Origin of the sequence: Fulvivirga sp. M361, assembly GCF_007097395.1 — a bacterium.
Taxonomy (GTDB): domain Bacteria; phylum Bacteroidota; class Bacteroidia; order Cytophagales; family Cyclobacteriaceae; genus Fulvivirga.
The window spans coordinates 1-20,011 of the sequence record NZ_VKDC01000062.1 but is presented as its reverse complement, the minus strand read 5'-3'; the positions used below and the strand labels follow the sequence as shown (position 1 = coordinate 20,011).

At 42.3% G+C, this 20,011-nt stretch carries 19 protein-coding genes and 1 pseudogene; 7 read left to right on the top strand and 13 right to left on the bottom strand.

Features of this window, described 5'->3' with window-relative positions; genetic code table 11:
* Positions 1–296 (top strand): transposase (locus FNH22_RS30895; protein WP_143402408.1); only part of this gene is annotated, 296 nt, incomplete at its 5' end.
* A gap of 200 nt (positions 297–496) precedes the next feature.
* Positions 497–700, top strand: a complete 204-nt coding sequence (locus tag FNH22_RS30890) for a DUF2652 domain-containing protein (protein WP_143402407.1) — start codon at positions 497–499, stop codon at positions 698–700.
* A gap of 228 nt (positions 701–928) precedes the next feature.
* Here the strand turns inward: FNH22_RS30890 and FNH22_RS30885 are convergent, their stop codons facing one another.
* A complete protein-coding gene (locus FNH22_RS30885) occupies positions 929–2,266 on the bottom strand; it encodes a Gfo/Idh/MocA family protein (protein WP_143402406.1) in 1,338 nt (445 codons plus the stop codon).
* 2 nt (positions 2,267–2,268) lie between these two features.
* On the bottom strand, positions 2,269–3,645 hold the full coding sequence (locus tag FNH22_RS30880) for a DUF1080 domain-containing protein (RefSeq protein ID WP_143402405.1): 1,377 nt from the start codon (positions 3,643–3,645) through the stop codon (positions 2,269–2,271).
* A gap of 573 nt (positions 3,646–4,218) precedes the next feature.
* Between FNH22_RS30880 and FNH22_RS30875 the strand changes: the two genes are divergently transcribed.
* A complete protein-coding gene (locus FNH22_RS30875) occupies positions 4,219–7,896 on the top strand; it encodes a BamA/TamA family outer membrane protein (protein WP_143402404.1) in 3,678 nt (1,225 codons plus the stop codon).
* A 161-nt stretch (positions 7,897–8,057) separates the two neighbouring features.
* Here the strand turns inward: FNH22_RS30875 and FNH22_RS30870 are convergent, their stop codons facing one another.
* Positions 8,058–8,651, bottom strand: coding sequence for a hypothetical protein (locus tag FNH22_RS30870; RefSeq protein ID WP_143402403.1), 594 nt, complete (start codon positions 8,649–8,651; stop codon positions 8,058–8,060).
* A gap of 174 nt (positions 8,652–8,825) precedes the next feature.
* Here FNH22_RS30870 and FNH22_RS30865 point away from each other — a divergent pair, with 174 nt between their 5' ends.
* Entirely contained in the window at positions 8,826–9,260 is a 435-nt protein-coding gene (locus FNH22_RS30865) for a helix-turn-helix domain-containing protein (RefSeq protein ID WP_143402402.1), read from the top strand.
* 294 nt (positions 9,261–9,554) lie between these two features.
* Here the strand turns inward: FNH22_RS30865 and FNH22_RS30860 are convergent, their stop codons facing one another.
* The 9 genes from FNH22_RS30860 to FNH22_RS30820 form a co-directional block, all read right to left on the bottom strand.
* Entirely contained in the window at positions 9,555–9,848 is a 294-nt protein-coding gene (locus tag FNH22_RS30860) for a hypothetical protein (RefSeq protein WP_143402401.1), read from the bottom strand.
* Between the two features lie 137 nt (positions 9,849–9,985).
* Positions 9,986–10,210, bottom strand: a complete 225-nt coding sequence (locus tag FNH22_RS30855) for a hypothetical protein (protein WP_185154517.1) — start codon at positions 10,208–10,210, stop codon at positions 9,986–9,988.
* A complete protein-coding gene (locus FNH22_RS30850) occupies positions 10,204–10,749 on the bottom strand; it encodes a hypothetical protein (protein WP_143402399.1) in 546 nt (181 codons plus the stop codon). The genes FNH22_RS30855 and FNH22_RS30850 overlap by 7 nt, the downstream gene beginning before the upstream one ends.
* On the bottom strand, positions 10,742–11,296 hold the full coding sequence (locus FNH22_RS30845; RefSeq protein WP_143402398.1) for an ATP-binding protein: 555 nt from the start codon (positions 11,294–11,296) through the stop codon (positions 10,742–10,744). The genes FNH22_RS30850 and FNH22_RS30845 overlap by 8 nt, the downstream gene beginning before the upstream one ends.
* Before the next feature lie 10 nt (positions 11,297–11,306).
* Positions 11,307–12,098, bottom strand: coding sequence for a nucleotidyl transferase AbiEii/AbiGii toxin family protein (locus FNH22_RS30840; RefSeq protein ID WP_143402397.1), 792 nt, complete (start codon positions 12,096–12,098; stop codon positions 11,307–11,309).
* Positions 12,095–12,829, bottom strand: coding sequence for a type IV toxin-antitoxin system AbiEi family antitoxin (locus FNH22_RS30835; RefSeq protein ID WP_221420386.1), 735 nt, complete (start codon positions 12,827–12,829; stop codon positions 12,095–12,097). The genes FNH22_RS30840 and FNH22_RS30835 overlap by 4 nt, the downstream gene beginning before the upstream one ends.
* Positions 12,830–13,117: 288 nt before the next feature.
* On the bottom strand, positions 13,118–13,798 hold the full coding sequence (locus FNH22_RS30830; protein ID WP_143402395.1) for a hypothetical protein: 681 nt from the start codon (positions 13,796–13,798) through the stop codon (positions 13,118–13,120).
* Positions 13,795–14,496 carry a hypothetical protein gene (locus FNH22_RS30825; protein ID WP_143402394.1) on the bottom strand — a complete coding sequence of 234 codons (702 nt, stop codon included), beginning with the start codon at positions 14,494–14,496 and terminating at the stop codon, positions 13,795–13,797. Before FNH22_RS30825 ends, FNH22_RS30830 begins: the two co-directional genes overlap by 4 nt.
* Positions 14,497–14,671: 175 nt before the next feature.
* The gene (locus FNH22_RS30820) at positions 14,672–16,078 is read right to left on the bottom strand and encodes an IS110 family transposase (RefSeq protein WP_255518198.1); all 1,407 of its coding nucleotides are present in this window, start codon (positions 16,076–16,078) and stop codon (positions 14,672–14,674) included.
* 346 nt (positions 16,079–16,424) lie between these two features.
* Between FNH22_RS30820 and FNH22_RS30815 the strand changes: the two genes are divergently transcribed.
* The 3 genes and pseudogenes from FNH22_RS30815 to FNH22_RS32775 all read left to right on the top strand — a co-directional run bounded on the left by FNH22_RS30815 (position 16,425) and on the right by FNH22_RS32775 (position 18,631).
* Positions 16,425–16,712: a hypothetical protein gene (locus FNH22_RS30815; protein WP_143402393.1), complete on the top strand. Its 288-nt coding sequence runs from the start codon at positions 16,425–16,427 to the stop codon at positions 16,710–16,712.
* Positions 16,712–17,065: an IS66 family insertion sequence element accessory protein TnpB gene (gene tnpB, locus FNH22_RS30810; RefSeq protein ID WP_143402392.1), complete on the top strand. Its 354-nt coding sequence runs from the start codon at positions 16,712–16,714 to the stop codon at positions 17,063–17,065. Before FNH22_RS30815 ends, tnpB begins: the two co-directional genes overlap by 1 nt.
* Before the next feature lie 36 nt (positions 17,066–17,101).
* Positions 17,102–18,631, top strand: a pseudogene (locus FNH22_RS32775) (IS66 family transposase).
* Between the two features lie 76 nt (positions 18,632–18,707).
* Here FNH22_RS32775 and FNH22_RS30795 read toward each other — a convergent pair.
* Positions 18,708–19,577: a S9 family peptidase gene (locus tag FNH22_RS30795; RefSeq protein WP_143402389.1), complete on the bottom strand. Its 870-nt coding sequence runs from the start codon at positions 19,575–19,577 to the stop codon at positions 18,708–18,710.
* Positions 19,578–20,011 lie beyond the last annotated feature (434 nt).

Genomic DNA, 20,011 nt, shown 5'->3' with positions numbered 1-20,011 from the left:
TTGGCTTGAACAGCTTCTCACTGAACGAGTTTTATGCCACTGAAGCAGCCCTAACAGTGGCCATGATGGCTTACAATCTAATGGCTATTTTCAGGCTCTTTATTCTTAAATCAGAAGTACAGCACACATTATCTACGATACGCTTCAAAACTTTTGCCATCGGAGCGTATTTCCAGAAAGTAAAAGGAAAAACCGTCCTCAAAATCGCACTAGCCAAACAACGAAGAAAATGGTTCAATGGACTTTGGAATACCTCAAATCAAGTCCAAACACCTCTGATATTTCCTATTGCGTAATTTGGGATAAATCATTAATTGTGAACGCGGTAAAATGGGCCTCAAGTGAAGAAGCAGCTCAATGGATAAGCGAGAGTAACGAAGGATTATAGGTCAGATGGCTTGTTCTATCCAATGCCTGTACCTTTAGAATGAGCACTTCTGCCAGTATGACCAAGTCCTTAATATTCATTCCCGATATCTCCGGCTTCACAAAATAGGTGCGAAGTACAAAAATGGAAGACAGCCGGCAGGTCATCGGGAACTTGCTGGAAGTCTTGATTGAGGCGAACATTCTGAACATGCAATCAGCTGAAAAAGAGGGTGACGCCATCTTTTTCTACATTGAAAACGGAATCCCTACCCTTCAGGAGCTCTTAAAAATTGTTGTACATAGTGCAGAGATGGATTTCATCTTTGAATGACATAGTCAGTCTGTTCATCGGAGCATATAGCAGATATCAATGTAAAGTAAGTACTATCACCATGCCTTTTTACCTATCCCGGGTTTGCCTAACATAAAGAGGTTTTGCGTCTTTTATCTTTCGGCCAGATAAAACGGAGGTGACTAGCAGAATATTCATTGACTGCCAGTCCGTCCGAGTCAAATGAATCACCTGGTCATACAAGGGAGTTCACTGTATGATAGATAGTTACACTTTCAACTCCCAGCCTTTTTCATATTGCCGCTCCCATTGGCCCATGGCTTCCTTATTATCTATTACTTTGCCGGTCGAAGTATCGATGTCCAGGCTTTGCTGTAAGTCCTGAGAGATATTTCCCAGATGACAGATCATAGTGGAAATGCTGGCATCTTTGATTTCGGACCTTAACGCTTCTCCTTCACGGATGCCATTTACAAAGTTTTGTATATGACTCACTGTCAAACCATCGAATCCTGTTGTGTCTTTGGTATCATTGGATGTACCCGGATCTTTTTCCAACTCATGCTTAATGACGTTATTTTGCATGTCATACAGGATATAGTTTTCCCGATCGAGTAATATCGTCCCTTTCGTACCGTGGATAGTGCAGCCTCTTCCCTTGCCATAATGCGGAAGCCCATTACAACTACGCCCTTCCCAGGTAATGGCTTTATCTCCGTCAAATTCGAAAGTAGCGAGCTGTGTGTCATAAAACTGCCAATCGTCATCTTTAAAATGGTATCGGCCACCTGATGAAACCACACGCTTAGGCAAATGAACTCCCAGCGCCCACCTGCAGATATCTATTTCATGCGTCCCATTATTATGGATCTCACCTGTACCCCAGGTCTTAAACCAATGCCAGTTATACGGGTGCAGATTATCTCTGAAGTCTTCTCGCGGAGCCGGGCCTTGCCAAAGGTCCCAATCCAGATGCCCGGGGACCGCTACTTTCTTACCCCTGCCTATGGAACCCCTGGTGTTTGAATACCAGGCTTTTCCAAAATAGACCTCCCCGATAATCCCTTCTGATATTTCTTTTACGGCTTGAGCAGATGTCACGGCAGATCTTTGCTGGTTGCCCATTTGGCAAAGCAATCCGTATTTCTTTTGCGCCTCTACCAGCAATTCATTTTCCCTGGGATTATGACTACAGGGTTTCTCTACATAAACATGTTTACCAGCCTGCATGGCCATAATAGCCATAGGTGCATGCCAATGCTCGGGCGTAGCAATGAATACAGCATCAATGTCCTTATTTTCCAATAGCTTTCTGAAATCTTTCTCTTTTTTGACTTTGTAGCCCAGCATTTTTCGAGCTGATTCAGCACGTGCGTTCAGGATCTTTTCATCCACGTCACACACATGAGTAACCTTAATATTTTGACCCGACTGTATGGATTGAATATGTGCCTGAGCCCTTCCATTCATGCCTATAATGGCTGCATTGACCGTTTCATTAGGAGAAAAAGAGAACGCCCTTGCCCCTGTGGGAAGGTATACCATGGATCCAATACCGGCAGCCGCGGTTAGTTTGACGAAATTTCTTCGATCTATCTGAGACATGATTAGTTGGTTTTGATTTTAATGTTCCGAAAAGATACAGTATTTCCATGATCCTGCAGCAATAATTGGCCTTCTGGTAGTTCTCCAAATCCATCCCATGTATTATACTTACTTTCAGCTACCAACTGCCTGTATTCCGGACTTTTCCGTTCATATTCCAGGGTTTTTCGACCGTTAAGCCAATGCTCAACATGCAGACTATCGGAAACGATCATCGCATGATTCCACTCGCCCATGGCCCTGGGAAATTTGTTTTCCGATTTGATCAGATCATACAATGAGGCAAGTGTCCGGCTCCCTTCATGATTACCTAGTTTAGCATCGGGATGAAGCTCATCGTCCAATATTTGATACTCCAGGCCTATCGCTGATCCCTCTCCCTTATTAAGATCGGTATCCACATAATATTTGATCCCACTATTGGCCCCGGGGGTAATTTTGAAATCTACTTTTAATACAAAGTCACTATACCTGGAAGTAGTCACAATATCTCCGGCAGATTTAGACTCTCCTCCACCAGATTCATAGATGGTCAGCACCCCGTCTTCTATTCTCCAACCTTGCTCAGGGCCTGGTGATGCGGGGAACTCATCTATTTTAGCACCTTTCCATCCATCAGTTGTCTCTCCGTCCCAAAGCATTTTCCATCCCCATTTTTCCTCACTAAAAGTAAGTTGGTTAAAATTATTATGTACGGGTAAGGGAGTCGATTGTGTATATTTTCCAGGGTTTTCGGTGATCACCCGGACATCTCTCCAGCGTATTTCTATGTTAGCATCTTTATCCTCCTTAATAGAATGTACCTGGAGTGCAATGAACCCACTTTGTGTTTCATCATCTACCAGGTGGACCATTGGAACTCCATTGAGCCAGGTTTTGATGGTATCGCCAATAGCTTCAACCCTGAACTTATTCCACTCATTATGCTTATAGCTTCCTTTGGCATCAGGATTAAGGTCTATCGGATACAGCCACCCTCTTCGCGCCTCATCATAAATGCCCCCAGACCAGTCACGCTCGGAAGGATCAATCTCACATTGATAACCATGCACACGACCATTTTGCATTTCGGCTACACTGTTGCTTCGAAACTGCACTCCCGAGTTTACAGGAGCTTCAAGCTTTACCTCATATTCCAGTATGAAATCCGAAAAAACCTCTTTTGTGCACAAAAAAGTATTCGGCGTACCTGCCAAAGTTGTACCCACCACCTGACCACCTTCTACCCTATAAGTAGCATCACCTCCCTTTTTTTCCCATCCCTCTAAAGATTCTCCTACAATGAGGGTACGCCATGGCGCCACATCTTTTTCAGGTGTACAGGAAAGCAAAAGTACAGCTACATTCATAAGCATCAGTAAACTCAGTATTTTTTTCATTTCAGGTGTTTTTGTTTTAATAATTTGCAATTCATCCAGATGTTTCACAAGCCTCTCCAACACACAACATATTGACATACAGCGGCTTATTTCATTTTCACTTTTTTAGGCTTAATTCCCCATAGATAAGACTCCTTCAAGTACCGGATACCCTGACTGCATTATCATCAAAATTTACTTTCCCCATCGGGCCCGATCATTATCAAGGTGTCCATGGCAAAAAAATGATTGTGTTTTACCTTTTTATCAAACATTTCGCACCGTTCATACACCGGAATACTATATTTCGACTAAATCACACCTGACAAAGGATACGGCAGTGATTTATTCAATGGTAAAGAAACTATGGAGTGGAAAAGACAGTCTGCTTCAGTTGACCCTTCTTCCATCGACTCAGTAGCCAGAAGCTATACCAAAAAGCTTGTGACCCATACGTTGAATAATATTCAAACCTTTTAAAAAGAAAGGAAAGATTATCTTTAATGCTCGAGAAGCGATTGTGATAGCATACCTGATACGGTTATTAGGTAAGTATTTAAACAAAAAATTCGGTTTCTCCGGGAGTATAATAACATGCTGAAAAACATTTATCCACACATACTTGCCTTGGTTATATTACTGGGATCTATTCATTTTGGAAGGGCTCAATCCCAAAACGTTGAGCATCGTGTCTATTTACTGGGCAATACAGCGGACCTGTCAGAGAATTCAACATTCATTGAGCAATTCAAAGAGCTTTTACCTCGAAAAGGACCTTTCACCGTTGTTTTAAGCGGCGATTTGATAAATACAGATAACCTACCTTCAGAACAGGATATTACTCCGGTAAATAAATTACTCAAGGCTTTATCCGGTTTCGAGCAGGGAAGAACTGTCATTATACCCGGAGACCGTGACTGGGCAAATTCAGGTAAAAACGGACTTAAAAGTGTTAAGGCGCTGGAAAAAGCTGTCGCTAAAATGGGTATTCAAAACGTGGTTTGGGCTGTTTCAAAAGGATGTCCCGGACCCAAAAGCATAGAATTGTCTAATAACCTTGTATTAGTCACTATAGATACACAATGGTGGAACCACCCCTTCTATAAACCACAACCGGCAGACGCAGATTGTAAGATTGTAACCAGAACAGATTTCCTGAACGAACTGAGGGAGGAACTTGAAGATGCCAACGGGAAAAACTTGTTGGTTGCCGGCCATCATCCTTTATTATCTGTGGGCGAATATGGAGGACAGTTGCCAGCTAGGGTGCATCTGTCACCCCCTATCTATGGAAGTTTCAGAGCGGCCTATCATCAAAATGTAGGCACCAAACTGGATATAGTCAACAAGCGTTTCGATCCTATCCGGCACAAAATAGAGACCATGGTACTCGATAAAAGCTCCACCATCTATGCGTCAGGACATGACTATGACCTACAGGTACTTCAGGGGTACAGCAGCTTTTTTATCAACAGCGGTTCAGTAGCTGAGGCCAGGTTTGTTGGAAAAGACAAAACAAAAGTACGATTTGCCACAGCCTCTAAAGGGTTAATTGAGCTTGTATATTATGAAGATGGAAAGGTGGATTATGTAGCCCATCAAAGCTCAGAAAACACTGTTTTTAGTATATTGAAACAAGAAACACTTTTATTCTCCCCCTGCGATCAATCATCTGACAACAAACTTTTTAACACCTCTTTCATACCTTGTAAAACATTGGAAGAAAACCAGCGTACAAGTAATGCATCTTCCGGGATAGGTGAAATAAGCGGGGGTAATTATCCTGCCAAAGGCATGAAAAAATTTCTTTTCGGCAGTCGCTATCGCCCGAGCTGGAACCAACCTGTCCGGGTACCTTACCTGGACCTGGCTACAGAAAAACAGGGGTTAAAAGTTTATGAAAAGGGGGGTGGCCGGCAAACTACATCTCTAAAAATGAAAGGTGGAGACGGAAGAGAATATGCCTTTCGCTCAGTAGACAAAGACCCGACTTCCGTTCTTGGAAGGAAATTCAGAGGTACGATAGTGTCTGAAACGTTTAAAGATGTAACCTCCATGCAACATCCTTACGGAGCCATGGTTATCAGCACCATGCTGGATAAAACGGATATTTTACATGCCTCCCCGGAATTATTCATTTTGCCGGATGACCCCAAACTGGGCCCTTTTAGAAAAAAATATGCCAACCTACTGGGGATGCTAGAGGAAAAACCTATCAACATCAAGAAGACAAAGGTGCCATTTGCAGAAGCAGAGGAGGTGCTGCAGACCTACAAAATGTTCAGGAAGCTGTATAAAGATAATGACAATATCATTGATAAACGGGAGTACTCACAGGCACGTATGTTCGATATACTCGTTGGTGACTGGGGAAGGCACGAAGATAACTGGAAGTGGGCAGGGTACAGCAATGATGAAGGTGGTATGACGTACCGGCCTATACCTCGTGACCGTGATCACGTTTTCTCCCGGTGGGATGGCTTCCTTACCTGGCTGGCCGATAGAAAATGGGCCAAAGCCAGTGGTGAAAATTTCGACTATACGATTAAAGACATCAGAAGTTTAACATGGCAATCCAGGCACTTTGACCGGTTCCTGCTCAGCGAACTCTCCAAACAAGATTGGGAGGCCGCCGCAGCTTATATCCAATCCAAAATAACCGATGATGTCATCGAAGAGGCGATAAAAAAAATGCCGGAAGAAATTTACCCGCTGTCTGGCCAGGAAATTGAAGGGAAGCTCAAACAGCGATTAAAAGACCTTAAAAAGTATGCTACTGAGTATTATCGTATGCTTTCAAAAGAAGTGGATGTGGTAGGTTCCAACAAAAAAGAACATTTTGAGGTAATACGTGAGCCTAATGGAAGTGTAAAAGTAACAGTCCAAAACATCAAAAAAGATGGCTCGACAGGACGAAAACTTTATACTCGTGTTTTTGACCCTAAAGAAACCAAAGAAATAAGACTGTTTGGTCTGGATGGCTCAGACCAGTTTACCATTTCCGGGGAAGTACAAAAGTCCATTAAAATTAGAGTGATTGGTGGCCCCGGCCCAGATAAAATCACCGATGAATCCATTGTCAGGTCCGGTGGAAAGAAAACCCTGATCTATGAAAAAGATGCAGACGCTACACTTAACCTTGGAAGCGAAAGTAAGCAGATCAGCCATTGGGATAATAAACTATACAACTATAACCGGACACGATTTGCCTATAACCGGTACCGTCCGATATTTTCCATCGGCTCCAATTCAACCGCCGGCTTCGGAGGAACCATAGGTATACAGTTCAAACGGCAAAAATTCGGGAAACCTGACTTTAGCGCCATACATAAGATAAAAGGTCGTTTTACTACTCAGGACATCATGGTCATCAGTTATGACGGCCGTTATCGTCATGCTTTGGGGAAATGGGATGTGGAGTTAAACGGACTCTTTGCAGACAATAATGATTTCAATAAGTTCTTTGGCCCCGGCAATGGCAGCATTAATGATGATCAATTGGACGATAATGATTTTTATAATACGCGTTACGAAACAGTAAGTGGCGGCCTGGGTGTGGTAAGAGATTTCTGGAAAAAAAGCACGTTCAGGTTAGGGGTTCATTTAGAAGAAAGTGAACCTGTCATTGAGCCGGGCACTATCCTGGCATTGATAGATACCCTTGGCCCGGATCTTTTTGGTGTGGAAAGTTTAAGTATTCTGGAAGCTGTAGCTGAATTGAACCTGGACTTTAGAGATAGAGCAGATCTGCCAGAGCAAGGCATGCGCTTATATCTGAAATATCAAAGTGGTTTCCTCACTAATAAGGATAATGATAGCTATGGCGTGGTTCAGGGTTTTGTTGAAAAGTATGCTACCTGGCAAAAGAAGAATCCATGGACGTTAAGTGCCAGGCTGGGAGGCTCAACCAGCTATGGAGAGGACGTGATTCCCTTCTATAAGCAGGCGTATCTCGGCCAGCAAAGCAACCTGCGAGGCTATGAACAAAACCGTTTTACGGGCAGATCTTTAGTGTTTATTAATTCAGAACTCCGTATACAACTCACTGAGTTTCAAACCTCAATCATTCCTATAAAGTTTGGGATAAAAGGCTTCTATGATACGGGCAGGGTGTATTCTGACTTCGACACTACGGACCAATTTCATGCTGGTTATGGTTTCGGAGTATACTTTGTACCCATTAAAGAAAGTTTTTCTCTCAATATATCAGCAGGATTCTCTGAAGAAGAGTCGGGTTTACTACTTATTAGCATTGGAGGGGCAATCAACTAAGCATGTACATATTCCATTAAAGTCAACCAAAATCAGGACGTTACACTATGACTAAATCGTTGGCACTCAAATCAATTAGATTTAAAAAAGAAAGCCCCACCCGGAAAAGCAGCGTTTTCTTTTTTTAGCACCCCGGTCGGATCCGAACCAACATCCCCCCGTCACCCCGTATCCAAAGACAGCGTAAGCCTGGAAAGCTTCGCATTTATCCCCATACCCTCCACCGAGAGCACGCCATTGATCCGGCGGATGTGATTTTGCGCCATACACAAAGCCACATCCTGGGCCTCCTCTATACAGCTGAAGAAAGATACATCTGCATCTATGGTAAGCCTGACCTTATCCTTTACGGACGACAGCCCCACCAGGATAAATTCTGCTCCCTGGTCTATGGCATAGCTGCACAGGTACGTAATGGCTACATAAAGCCGCGCCATGATGGCGGCTTCCACCGCAGTTTTGCACGCATACCCTACGGAGGTTGGTGTACATTCTTTTACTGAAAAAGAAAAGAACCGGCTTTGATGCGCCTCTCTCTGCCGGTCAAAAAAGTGACGAAGCGCCAGACGCGGCGGGTATTGGGTTTGCAGCAGCTTTTTGATGGTAAGGTATGTTTCATGGTCTGTGGAAATGACCGTGTGCAGGGCAGCACGCACATTTTCATCCGGTACTTCCGGCAGCCAGTTAAAAATGCTTCCGGTGTTGCCCTGGCGCAGAGCGTTGGTCAGTTGGTGGTATAGTTTCGGTGAGTTCATCCTATGTTCAGTGAGTTATCATTCGGGCAGTAGCATTGCACTGCTGCTGCATGAGGCCGAAGTACAGAAAAAGGGTGATGGTACGGCACAAAGGCCCCTTGTACTTTACAAATGCCATTTGTATTTTACCAGCGCAATACCCGGAATGTATAAAATCTTAATAACTTTAAGTCTATGGAAAGTACTACAACACCCCGACCAAAACACCTGGGCAGAAACATTCGCCGCGTTCGTGAGATCCTGGGCATAAAGCAGGATACAGTGGCCGAAAAGCTAGGTGTAACCCAACAAACCGTTTCCAATATTGAGAGCAATGAAGAGGTGGAAGATAAAACCGTCGAAAAGATATCTGGTATACTTGGAGTCGATCCTGATGCGATTCATAATTTTAATGAGGAAGCCACAGTAAATTTCATCCAAAATAATTACGAGGGCGCTAACCAAGGCGCAACTGGATTACAGGTCAATTATCCTAACAGTTGTACGTTCAACCCCCTTGATAAATGGGTAGAGGCCATGGAAAAAAATGAAAAGCTGTATGAGGCCCTGCTAAAAAGTGAGCGCGAGAAGGTGGCGATGCTGGAGAAGGTTTTGGAAGGGAGAAAGTAGGTTTTTCAACTGGCTTCTAGCTGTGGCTGAAGTCTACCACATCAGGTAGTTTGAAAATTGCCATTGACCAAAGTACTTGTTGGAGTTTGGCAAAGCAAGTTGCAATCATTAGTAGGCATAAGTTACACTCCGCTAAACTTATGCCAGGACAGGTCAGGTTTTTCTTCCATTCACTTTAGTATTTTCTATTGTCGATAACGCCCAGCTATGATGAGTGGGGGTTAGAAAACCGCATATCACAGGGTGAACGATATAGGAAATACCTACAGGAAGGAGTAAGGGACAGCATGCCGGTCAGAGTAGGGATTTAAGCAGGTGTAACGTGTCGGCCCCGCCCTGCCATTCTACACTTACCCCTGAAGGGTAATGAATTACAGCCAGTGGTGGAGAGGCTATTGGCATGCTTTCCATCAGGATTGGGCTAAAGCCTTTTGGTGTAGGTTCTCCGGGCTGCCTAAACTTTTTGACCCAATAGTAGAAGGTAGAGGGGGCGATTTGTTTTTGTAGGGCAAAGGCTTTTTGGCTCAACCCCGAGGACTGCCAGTTTTCATACAGCTCACGCATCGATGTTTCTTCGTGTCTTTTCATAAGGCAAGTCTAGCAAAGACTACTAAACTTTGGAAGATGCGTTCTTCGGACGCTTACAAAATAACCATAAGTGCATACCTGGGCTGATTTCACCTTATGATTTATCCGTTTTAGAAACGCTTATAGTTGAAGCCTTACTAGATTGAGTTTCCGACTTCAATTATTTTGGCGTAAAGAGCCTTGTGATTTTCATCGAAATTGTCCTTATCTTCTTCTGAATCGATGAATTTTAGCACCTGTTTTGTTTCTTTTTTAACATCAAGTTCAAGCTCTTGCTGAATCTTGAACAACTCTAGTTCCATTTTTTCTTCTGACAATGTAGATGGTACTTTTTTGAGTTTTTCAGGTTTGTATTTTAGCAATTGTCGGTACCTAGGAGTTGCACAACAAACTCTTTTACTTTTCCTAATCTCCGTTCAGAAAGTTGTTGAATTTGCCCTTCAAATTCTGATTGAAGTAAATCAGTAATTGCAAGCCTAAGTTCCTCTTGTGATGTTTGATCTGGGAATTTGACTTCTCCTTTATTAAAGTTTATTGCAGTCCTTTCTTCATTTACATTTTCATCCAAAAAAGCACCTTCTACATAGATGGCAATAGAAAATGACTTTCCTTCTTCGTCCGTTAGGAAATTATCCAATTCAGGAATATCTGTGGCAATTTTATCAAAAACTACTTCCCTAGTATTTGCACAATAATGTATCTTATTATCTACCTTATTGCTGTACAGCTTGACTAAACTCAGTTTGAAATTGTTATCTCTTATTTTAAGCTTTTTCGAATTGACTTGCCCACTAGTGAATAATTGAAATAGATCGTTTACAACTATTTGATTTCCCAGATCATTCAAAAGAATCCGTGGACAATTATCATTTAGGAAATAAATAAAAGTATGTTCAATCAATGATTTTTAAAGCAATATCTTCAGCCTTGTTATTGCACCATTTACGATAGTCTTCTTTTAATCCTTTGAGTGTGACAATTGTATATCTTTCTTCGCTAGTATTGACTGATTCTATCTTGTGCTTCTCAATTCCCTTTTTTGTAGGTTCAAAATTGAATTTACGCAAGCTCCACTCACCGTTTTCCTTGAACCGACTTTCTATTTCTGCTTTTTGGAAAGCTCTTAGCCATGTAAAGCGACCAACTCCTTTACCCCCTTTTTTGTAAGTAGAATGAGCATAATTAAAGGAATCAAAATTGTTTGAATTGAAACCAACTCCGTTATCACGAACAACAAAATCAATGATGTCTGGTAAATCTTCTTTTTCGTCAAATTTTAAACCTTTCTGTGTCGAACGGATAATATCAATTTGAATGATGCCTGTAGAAGTAGCACTTTCTTCTTCAATAGCTTGAATTGAGTTAACTATAGTCTCAAATAAAGGAAGAAGTGTATTGCTGAAAGCAAGTCTCTTTTCGTTTATTTTTCCTTTGATATCTATTTGCATGTCTTTGGAATTACATTCTTTCTATCAGTTCATTTTTCAGCCATTCAAAAGCTTTCTCTTGATTGTACTCTATTTCAGGTCTCAGGAGGGCTTCCATATCTCCGGTAAAGTCTGGATCATTTTCTTTCGCTTCTATATTTTGCAAAAACTCCTTTTGGCTCGGTGGCTTTTTCTCAGTGCCAAACACAATGTACTCTCGAAAACACTCAAGGATTTCATCAATATTGATGTCCATATTGCGTCTGGCATAATCCAAATCAAACAAGTCTCGCCCTTTACTTCTTTGGTATAATGCCCGAAGTTTGGCTCCGAGTAACTCATTGATGCTGTACGTGCGTATTTTACAATTGCCTTCAAACCATTCGCTTTGCACTGCATAAGGGAAGTCTACCCAATCCAATACATTGAAATGTTCCCGACAGTTGATTTCAAGTTTCAATCGCATCCGAATTTCTTCATACTCAGATGTGAATCGATACAGTGCTTTGATTCCATGACCTCTGTTTTGTGTTTTTCTGTCTTCCTCAAAGAAGGTGATCACTTCGCCAATCCGCTCCATGATTGGTTTAATGGGGCCTTGCTTAATCTGAACTAAGTCAATATCTTCAGAATATCGTGGGGCTGGGTTTAAGTAGAGTTTATGTAAAGCTGTACCACCTCTAAATGCTAGATGCTCCCTGAGAAAGTCATCAGAGAAAATTTCCACCAATGCCCTACTGATAATTAAATCTTGTTCTACTTGGGAGAATTCTTTCCATGGAGCATGTTCCTGCCATTTCGCTATGTAAGGTTTGGCAATCATAAATCGCTTTCCAGTTTAATGTTTACATCTACTTTCCATTTGTTATCAACTGCCCCGGGCTTTTGAATTTTCTTGGGACTCAGCAATACCGGAAAGTAGGGTTGCTGTTTTAGCTTTTCATGGATGATGTCGGCTAAAGTATTTTCCCCAATCAATTCTTCCAGTAAAAAACCCACTCTTTGAAGGGTGCTCCTATGATGGTACCAAGAGGTAAGCTCTTTCATTTCTATTTCGTGCATTTCTTCGGTGAGTTCTTCTAATGAAGCCAGCATGCGATTGAGTCCCCCAATTTTAGTATGGTGATGGATGAGATCGATAAATGTGAGAGCAGGAGAGGATATTTTATATTCTCCTGCATCCGATTTCTTAATTTCAATATTGCTCTCTGGCCAAGCTCCCGTAGTGAAGAACCGAATATCAAAACTCTTCTTTTTAATGGTATTGAGTTTTGGAGTTTCTATTATGAGATAATCTCGTTGTGATTGCTGATGGCTTGCTCCATGACTTTTTGCAGCAGCGTATAGTCCAACATAATATTTTCGATCAAGATATTTGAATAGCTTTTCAGCATACAATTGAATGGGCAGTTTTTCTGATGAAGAGTATCTGGGGGGAATGATTAGATAAAATCCTTTTCGAAGATTTAAAATCTCCTTCTTCTCAGCCAACCTTGATATTTCTCTTTTGACAGCAACGGAATCTTTAGATGCGTTTTTTATTACTTCTTCCATTGAGAATGAGTATTCTTCAAATGATTGTAATTGCTTAATGTATTCTGAAACTGTCAATCTTAGAAATATTTCGAGAAAGATACGCTTTTAAGGTGATAATCTCGAATTAATACTACCATAAATGTGCTAAAATGTGCGGTGGGTTTTTCTACGTCACTGCATGAAACCTAACGCTCAACTAAAATGAGTATGCGTCCCGTTTGCTAGAAGCACTGAGGTTCATATTTCGCATTGTCATATCAAAGGACTTAGTTCGCATATTCATTTTAGTGTCTGTTGTACTCAGTTTTAATCGATTATTAAGTCAAATTTTTTGTCATGAAAGAGTCTTTCTTTTTTTAAAACTTTCACATCTCCTTTTCTTGACACAAATATTATTACCTCTGTGCACCTACTTGTGTACCCCCAATACGTTGAAAACAAAACCACTTCATATCCACCGCTCACCTCACTAACAGCAGTAGGGGACAATTCTTTTCTGTAAATTTCGTAATCCGATCCTTCCGCATTCAAAAAAGCAAAGTCATATATAACCTTGGGGTGAAAAACATCAGATAAGGCAAACGCAAAACTTAATGCTTCTTCCTTACTATCAACCGGAGCAAAGAGTTGTTTGAACTTCTCTTTTGAAAAAACTTCTACAATCTCACCATCCACTTGAACTATATAATTAGTACAATGATTTGATAATGTCCGGTATTTTCTTAGACAAAGAATATCGTCATAAATTTGATTATCAGGACGTTCATATGTTTGAGCTATAGGATATCTTGGCTCTAACCCTCCCAACTCATGCTGGGCCTCAAGAACCCTTCTATTCAAATCCAACGTATCAATGACTTTTAGTGAAGTTGGAGAGTTGACTATTATGGTAGGGTTTACTGGTAATATCTTAAAATACTTGTTTGACTGACTATAAGTATTCAGAACCTTGAAAAAAATTAGTACAGATAAAATAATAATTCTCATTTGATGGTTTTAAACGAATTTGGTTTTAAGTCGAAATATATTTTCTCAACATCCATTTCATTTAGGTTTGAAAAACTGAATGACAAATATTTAGGTTTTACCTTATTATTCTGGTCTAGTTTGTTTTTGTAGTAATCTGTTGATATACCAACCAGTTTTGAATCAATGACTAATCCAATATAACAATTATCTTTTTTTGAATTAGAAGCAGTGCATAGCGAATTATTAGTAAATTCTGATAGTTTAAATGTCAAGCCAAGGTTTATTTCAGAAGCTGTATCAACAACTTGAGAATGGTAAATCCTAAGGATATGATTTCTAGAGGCAATTGCCTCTGGAAAGATATTGTACTTTTTGTCTGTTTTTAGAAGTTGATAATCAAATGCATAAACCGTATCAGTCCTAATTCGCCTCTTCCTATAAATCTTTATGCTATCCTTTTTTATTTCTCTTCTAAAAATCCAAAATCCTGTTTTAGCTATTAAATAAATATATAAAGTATCGGATACGATGTTTTTATAGACAGTCCGATTCCATGGATATACTTGCTTCATAACATAAAAGCCATCGGCCAAATGATACGTTGGGTTATTTTTGCTATCTATATCATTAATGGTCCCACCACTTTCTATTTCATCTTGACCAATTAACAGCAAAGGAAATAGCACTAAAATCGGTATGAGAGCATAAAGCTTCATTGACTCTTGGAATACTGACTAACGCACAGAGAAGCACAATACATTTAACTGACTATTGTAATATTTAGAAAGTACTTTCATCTTTTTCTCTATCCTTGCGAAACTTCTGAAATAAATTCGGAAAATCACTACCCTTTTTTCTGGCAATTGTGATGCCAAATCACTCCAATTCTGACTAACGTAAGCTAAGAGATTGATTATCAGGTGTCATTTGCGCAGCGATTTTATCCCTATTTGCTCTGGAGAACCCTAAGTCATTGGGGTTTAAACCTAGATTTTTGATTTGTTTTCTCATTTTGCTTACGATCCGTCTTTTCTGATCTAAAAATAGGTAATTATTTTTTGGTAGGTAAGGTTGCTTTTTAGTGATCATGTTCCAGATGATCACAGCGATTTTTCTGGCAGTAGCGTTGATGGCGGCTGTTCTTCCTTTTCGGAAGGCTAGTCTTCGGAAGAATTTAGCTAAGTCTGAGTCTTTGAGATTCCCGATAGCATTGGCAGAGTTTCTAAGAGCAATCTTTAAGCGGTTGCTGCCTTGTGGTATTCTGTTGGATAAAGTTTTACCACCACTGATTTTATTGTTGGGGGCAAGTCTTAGCCAGGAAGCAAAATGCTGTGCGGTAGGAAACTTGCTAACTCCTTCGGGTCCCATTTCACTCATAATTGATAAGATGGTTGAGTGGCTTACGCCCGGTATAGCCAGCAGGTCTACTCCATCAAAGTACTGATAGGAAACGATGTTGAGGTTGATGCCTTTGATGTCATTTTTGTTTTGTCTTTTGTGAGGCTTGGGGTCAGGAATGTCATCGACCACATCAGGTTTTTGTCGGATGGTCTGTTCGAGGAACTGGCTAATTTCTTTGTCGCATTCATCGATGCAGGAAGTATAGAATTTATACCTGTCAAATTCTTGTTTGAGCCCGAAGAGATAATCTTCCCTTTTGTTGGATACCAGGGCTTTGGCTATTTCTTCTTCAGATTTTCGGCAATTGTGGTGACGATGTTGTGCCAGTGATTTGCCTTCAAGGTTGCCATTGCAGATATCTTCGATAATCTTTAATCCAGTCTGTCCAGCGATATCATTTACAACTACGTCAAGCCGGAAGTTGAGGTACTTAAGGAACTTGGACATTTTGTGGATACTATTGGCTCTTTGGCCAATCATGTTATCTCTATGCCGGCAATATGTCCTGAGTCTTTCGGTGGTGTGGTCAGGCAGAAAGCTGGAAGGTAATAAGCCCAGACAATGGAGCTTTTGTATCCATTGACAATCTAATACATCGGTCTTTTTACGGTTGATGTTTTTTGTGAACTTTCCATTGGTGAGGATGACTTCAAGACCGGCATTGATTAGTTCGACAAAAAGGTTCTGCCAGTAAGTACCTGTAGACTCCATGGCTACGGTGGTGATCTTGTTTTCAATGAGCCACTGGACAATAGCAGAAAGGTCTTCAGCATAGACACCAAACTCTCTGACATCTTTTTCTCCCTGTCCTATGGCTACAAAGTGGGAGCGGCTTCCTATATCAATACCTGCGGCATTGGGGTTGATCACGCTCATGGACATTTTCGTTTTTTTCATTTCAATCGTGTTTAAATGGTTTGAAAAAAAGCCCTGAGAGAATGTATCTTTATGATCGAAAATTATTCTGAACGGGGTTTACTGACAGGATCGTCAGTACCACCAATGAAATTTATCAACGAGTCCCGAACTTGCCTTCGGGACTTTTTACATTCCAGTCATAATTGCGCTTGGACTTACCGGACAATCCAATAGAGATACCAGTTGTAACGCGACCTTACAAAGGGCTAAACTAAAATAGCGATGAAATTGGCTAGGACTAAACGTTGTATCCCTTCGGCGCGTAGCGTGTATGAATATTGTTTTCTGTTTGAGATCTTAGCGTGCATGTAAAGTAAAGGATTCTATGAATAAGCGAAAGACGAAAGAAGAGATGTACAGGTTGGTATCGGCCTGGGAGCAGGGAGGTCAAACCCGTGCGGCCTTTTGTCAATCCCATGGGTTGTCGTTAGGTACGTTTGCCTACTGGCGAAGCAAATACCAGGAAGAACACGCTTCGGGTTCAGCGGCCTTTCTTGAGCTGGGGGACCAAGTAAGTGAGCAGATCGAGATCACTTACCCGAACGGGGTGATAGTAAAGTTGCCTGTTGGAGGTTCCTTGTCGGATGTTCGATCCCTTATCGGCTTATCCTAATGTTCAGTTTAGGGTCTTCCCACCGCTACTACCTCTACGGTGAGCCGACCGATATGCGTAAGAGCTTCGATGGGCTTACGGGCCTTGTGTGCAGTAAGCTTCACTTACCGCTTACCACCGGACAGGTATTTGTCTTTCTCAACAAGCGTGGTGACCGGGTGAAGCTGTTGCACTGGGAGGCAGGCGGTTTTGTGCTCTACTACAAGCGACTGGAACAAGGGGTGTTGGAACGCCCCCGGTTGGTGGGTAAAGCTGCCCGGATCAGCTGGCCACAGTTGGTGATGATGGTAGAGGGGATCCGGCTGGAGGGTCTTCAAAAAACCATCCGTTACGAGGGCAAAAAAGTAGGTTAAAAGAGGTGAAAATGATGATTTTAGGTATCTTTGGGCATGTCAAAACCACCCGTTCCCCTCACAGAAGAAGCTTATATTTCCCTGCAGCAGGCGCACCAAAAACAGGCGGAAACCATCACCGAATTACAGCAACAAAACACCTTTTTAGAACAGGAATTAGCCCAGCTCAAACGGATGCTCTTTGGGGCGAAGCGCGAGCGTTTTGTTCCTGCCGACCCGGGGCACCTCCCCCTGGCCCTGGACGAGGTGAAGCCGGTGGTGCCCGAACCGGGGAAGGAACAGGTTACCTACCATCGGGAGAAGCCTGTAAAGAAAGGCAAGGCCATCCGGCTGCCCTTACCGGCCCACTTACCCCGTGAGCAGGTCATCCTTGAACCGGCAGAGCTGCCCGAGGGAGCTCGTAAGATTGGCCAGGAGGTGACCGAGTTCATGGACTACCTGCCCGGCAAGCTGTTTGTGCGGCAACTGGTACGGCCTAAATACGTAGCTCCCCTACCCGGGGACAATACCATGGAACAAGTACTGATCAGTTCCCTGCCCAGCCTGCCCATTCCGCAAGGCAATGCAGGTCCCGGCCTGCTGGCCCACTTGTTGATCAGCAAATTCGTCGATCACCTTCCCTTTTACCGGCAGGTACAGCAGTTCCAACGAGAAGGCGTGAAGATGGCTGAGTCCACCATTAACGGCTGGTTCACCAAGACCTGCCAGCTCTTGGAGCCCCTGTACGAGACGTTGAAGGAGCAGGTACAACACTCCGTTTACCTGTAGGCCGATGAGACCCCGATCCCGGTGCAAAGCTCCCATAAGCAGGGAGCTACCCACAAGGGGTATCATTGGGTATACCGCAGCCCGGCAGAAAACATGGTTTGTTTTGACTACCAGGCCAGCCGGGGACGGGAAGGACCTGTTGCGTTTTTGAACCACTTCAAGGGCGCTTTACAAACCGATGGCTATACCGCTTACGATTCTTTTGCGGGTCACAAGGACATTACGTTGCTGGCCTGTATGGCCCATGCCCGGCGGTATTTTGAACAGGCATTGGACAATGATGAGCCTAGGGCCACTCATGTGCTCCAGCTTATCCAAGGCCTCTATGCGATCGAAAGGCAAGCGAAGACCGAAAGCCTAAGCGCCGAAGAGCGTCATAACCTGCGCCAGGAAAAGGCTGTACCCCTCTTGGAGGAACTCCATCAATGGCTCAAAGATAACCTCGGGGAAGTACTGCCCAAAAGTGCCATAGGCAAAGCGATTGCCTACAGCCTAAAGCTGTGGCCCAGGCTAACACGCTATACCGAAAACGGCCAGTGGGCTATCGATAACAACGGGGTAGAGAACAGCATCAGGCCTGTCGCCCTGGGAAGAAAAAACTACTTGTTCGCCGGTTCACACCAGGCCGCTCAACAGGCCGCTATGATGTATTCCTTCCTAGGCACCTGCAAGATGAATCGAATAGAGCCCTTCGGATGGCTGCGGGAAGTGCTACGGAAAATCCCCGATACCAGGCTTAGCGAACTGCACCGACTGCTACCCATCAAAGATAATCTCAAGAAAACTAACCCTCAATAGGCTACGCGCCGAAGGGATACTATTAATTTCTATAAAAATATCTGATTCCAATGCTCTTTGCAAGTAGCTCATAAGCCTATGGGTTTTTAGCGCCTGTTATCGGTTTTTCTATTTGTAAGTGTTCTTTCAAGAATTCTAAAATCATACGGTAATTCTTGGTAAATTCAGCATGGCCACCTTTTAGCTCAATGTGTTGATAGAAATGCTGATAATTATTCTTGTCAAGTCTATTAGCCATTCTTCTACACATCAATGTGGAAGGCCAAACTTCATCGTCAGTTGCCGAAATGAAAAGAATAGGTGACATAATCTTTTCAACAGGTATTTCGAATTCCTCTATGGCTTGTGGGTTCTCAATCATTTTACCGAACCCACCGTAAAAATCTCCTTTATCTATGAGTTCAATCGATTCATCAGTTGCCGTTATCCAAGGAATTTGTTCTTGTTGAAATGTCCAGGAAGAAGTTTCATTCCATCCAAACCTTGAGGGCAAAGTGACACTGGGCGGAACAATTGCAATTATGGCAGCAAAGTCCTGATACTTGGAAGCTAAGTTGAGTACGAGTTCTCCTCCTCTTGAGCCACCGAAAATGACAATTTGATCTTGGTCAATTAAGTGGTTATAACTCACATTTTTAATGGTATCATAGATGGCATCAAGAGAAATTCTGTCCAGTTCTTTTGGGGTATTCGCTGTTCCAAAGTAACCAACAACAAGGAAATGATAACCGAGTGAAAGGATACTTTCTCTTAGGTTCTGGGTTTCTTTACCTGCATACACCATTCCGCCTTCACTTCCACCGAAAGCCACAACCATTGGTCTTTTTTCATTGGCAGCTAAAAATAACTTGTAATCAATTGCTCCGTGATTTCGAGGGAGACCATTGCAAGACAATATCAATGATAAAAAAAGTAAGCTGACGCTATTTAACCATCTAGGTTCCAAATGTCTTAGAGCGAAAGCAAAACAACAATTAACAGAAAACCGACTATCGAAAAACCTAAGATCATCAAAAGTCTTTTGGTGAAATCCTTCTCTTTTCGGATGACTCTTATGCCGATTACATCATAAACAAATCCAATAATCAATTCCATATACTTTTCTTTTAAGTTCAATCTATTACGTTACTTGAGATGTGCGGTTCTCTCATTACCGATAACGTCCAACTATCATCCGTAAGCTGGACTTTTCAAATATCTATAAAAGTATCTCATAGCACCAGTCTTTGCAAATAGCTCAGTAAGCATATGGATGATAGTGTTTGTGTGTGCCTTGAATGGTGAATATAGCTCATGAAGTTGAGCGTTCCAAAGGGTGAAAGTCCCGTACGCGCTGGGGTCGTGCCCGGAAGCGAAGCAAGTGGCACGCGTGTCGCTGAA

What these genes read in the sequence shown, in the direction of transcription:
- FNH22_RS30880 (WP_143402405.1), bottom strand. Translation starts at nt 3,645, where the DNA reads ATGAAAAAAATACTGAGTTTACTGATGCTTATGAATGTAGCTGTACTT.
- FNH22_RS30815 (WP_143402393.1), top strand. Translation starts at nt 16,425, where the DNA reads ATGAATAAGCGAAAGACGAAAGAAGAGATGTACAGGTTGGTATCGGCC.
- FNH22_RS30835 (WP_221420386.1), bottom strand. Translation starts at nt 12,829, where the DNA reads ATGGAAGAAGTAATAAAAAACGCATCTAAAGATTCCGTTGCTGTCAAA.
- FNH22_RS30865 (WP_143402402.1), top strand. Translation starts at nt 8,826, where the DNA reads ATGGAAAGTACTACAACACCCCGACCAAAACACCTGGGCAGAAACATT.
- tnpB (WP_143402392.1), top strand. Translation starts at nt 16,712, where the DNA reads ATGTTCAGTTTAGGGTCTTCCCACCGCTACTACCTCTACGGTGAGCCG.
- FNH22_RS30845 (WP_143402398.1), bottom strand. Translation starts at nt 11,296, where the DNA reads ATGCAAATAGATATCAAAGGAAAAATAAACGAAAAGAGACTTGCTTTC.
- FNH22_RS30870 (WP_143402403.1), bottom strand. Translation starts at nt 8,651, where the DNA reads ATGAACTCACCGAAACTATACCACCAACTGACCAACGCTCTGCGCCAG.
- FNH22_RS30860 (WP_143402401.1), bottom strand. Translation starts at nt 9,848, where the DNA reads ATGAAAAGACACGAAGAAACATCGATGCGTGAGCTGTATGAAAACTGG.
- FNH22_RS30840 (WP_143402397.1), bottom strand. Translation starts at nt 12,098, where the DNA reads ATGATTGCCAAACCTTACATAGCGAAATGGCAGGAACATGCTCCATGG.
- FNH22_RS30820 (WP_255518198.1), bottom strand. Translation starts at nt 16,078, where the DNA reads ATGAAAAAAACGAAAATGTCCATGAGCGTGATCAACCCCAATGCCGCA.
- FNH22_RS30885 (WP_143402406.1), bottom strand. Translation starts at nt 2,266, where the DNA reads ATGTCTCAGATAGATCGAAGAAATTTCGTCAAACTAACCGCGGCTGCC.
- FNH22_RS30830 (WP_143402395.1), bottom strand. Translation starts at nt 13,798, where the DNA reads ATGAGAATTATTATTTTATCTGTACTAATTTTTTTCAAGGTTCTGAAT.
- FNH22_RS30875 (WP_143402404.1), top strand. Translation starts at nt 4,219, where the DNA reads ATGCTGAAAAACATTTATCCACACATACTTGCCTTGGTTATATTACTG.
- FNH22_RS30825 (WP_143402394.1), bottom strand. Translation starts at nt 14,496, where the DNA reads ATGAAGCTTTATGCTCTCATACCGATTTTAGTGCTATTTCCTTTGCTG.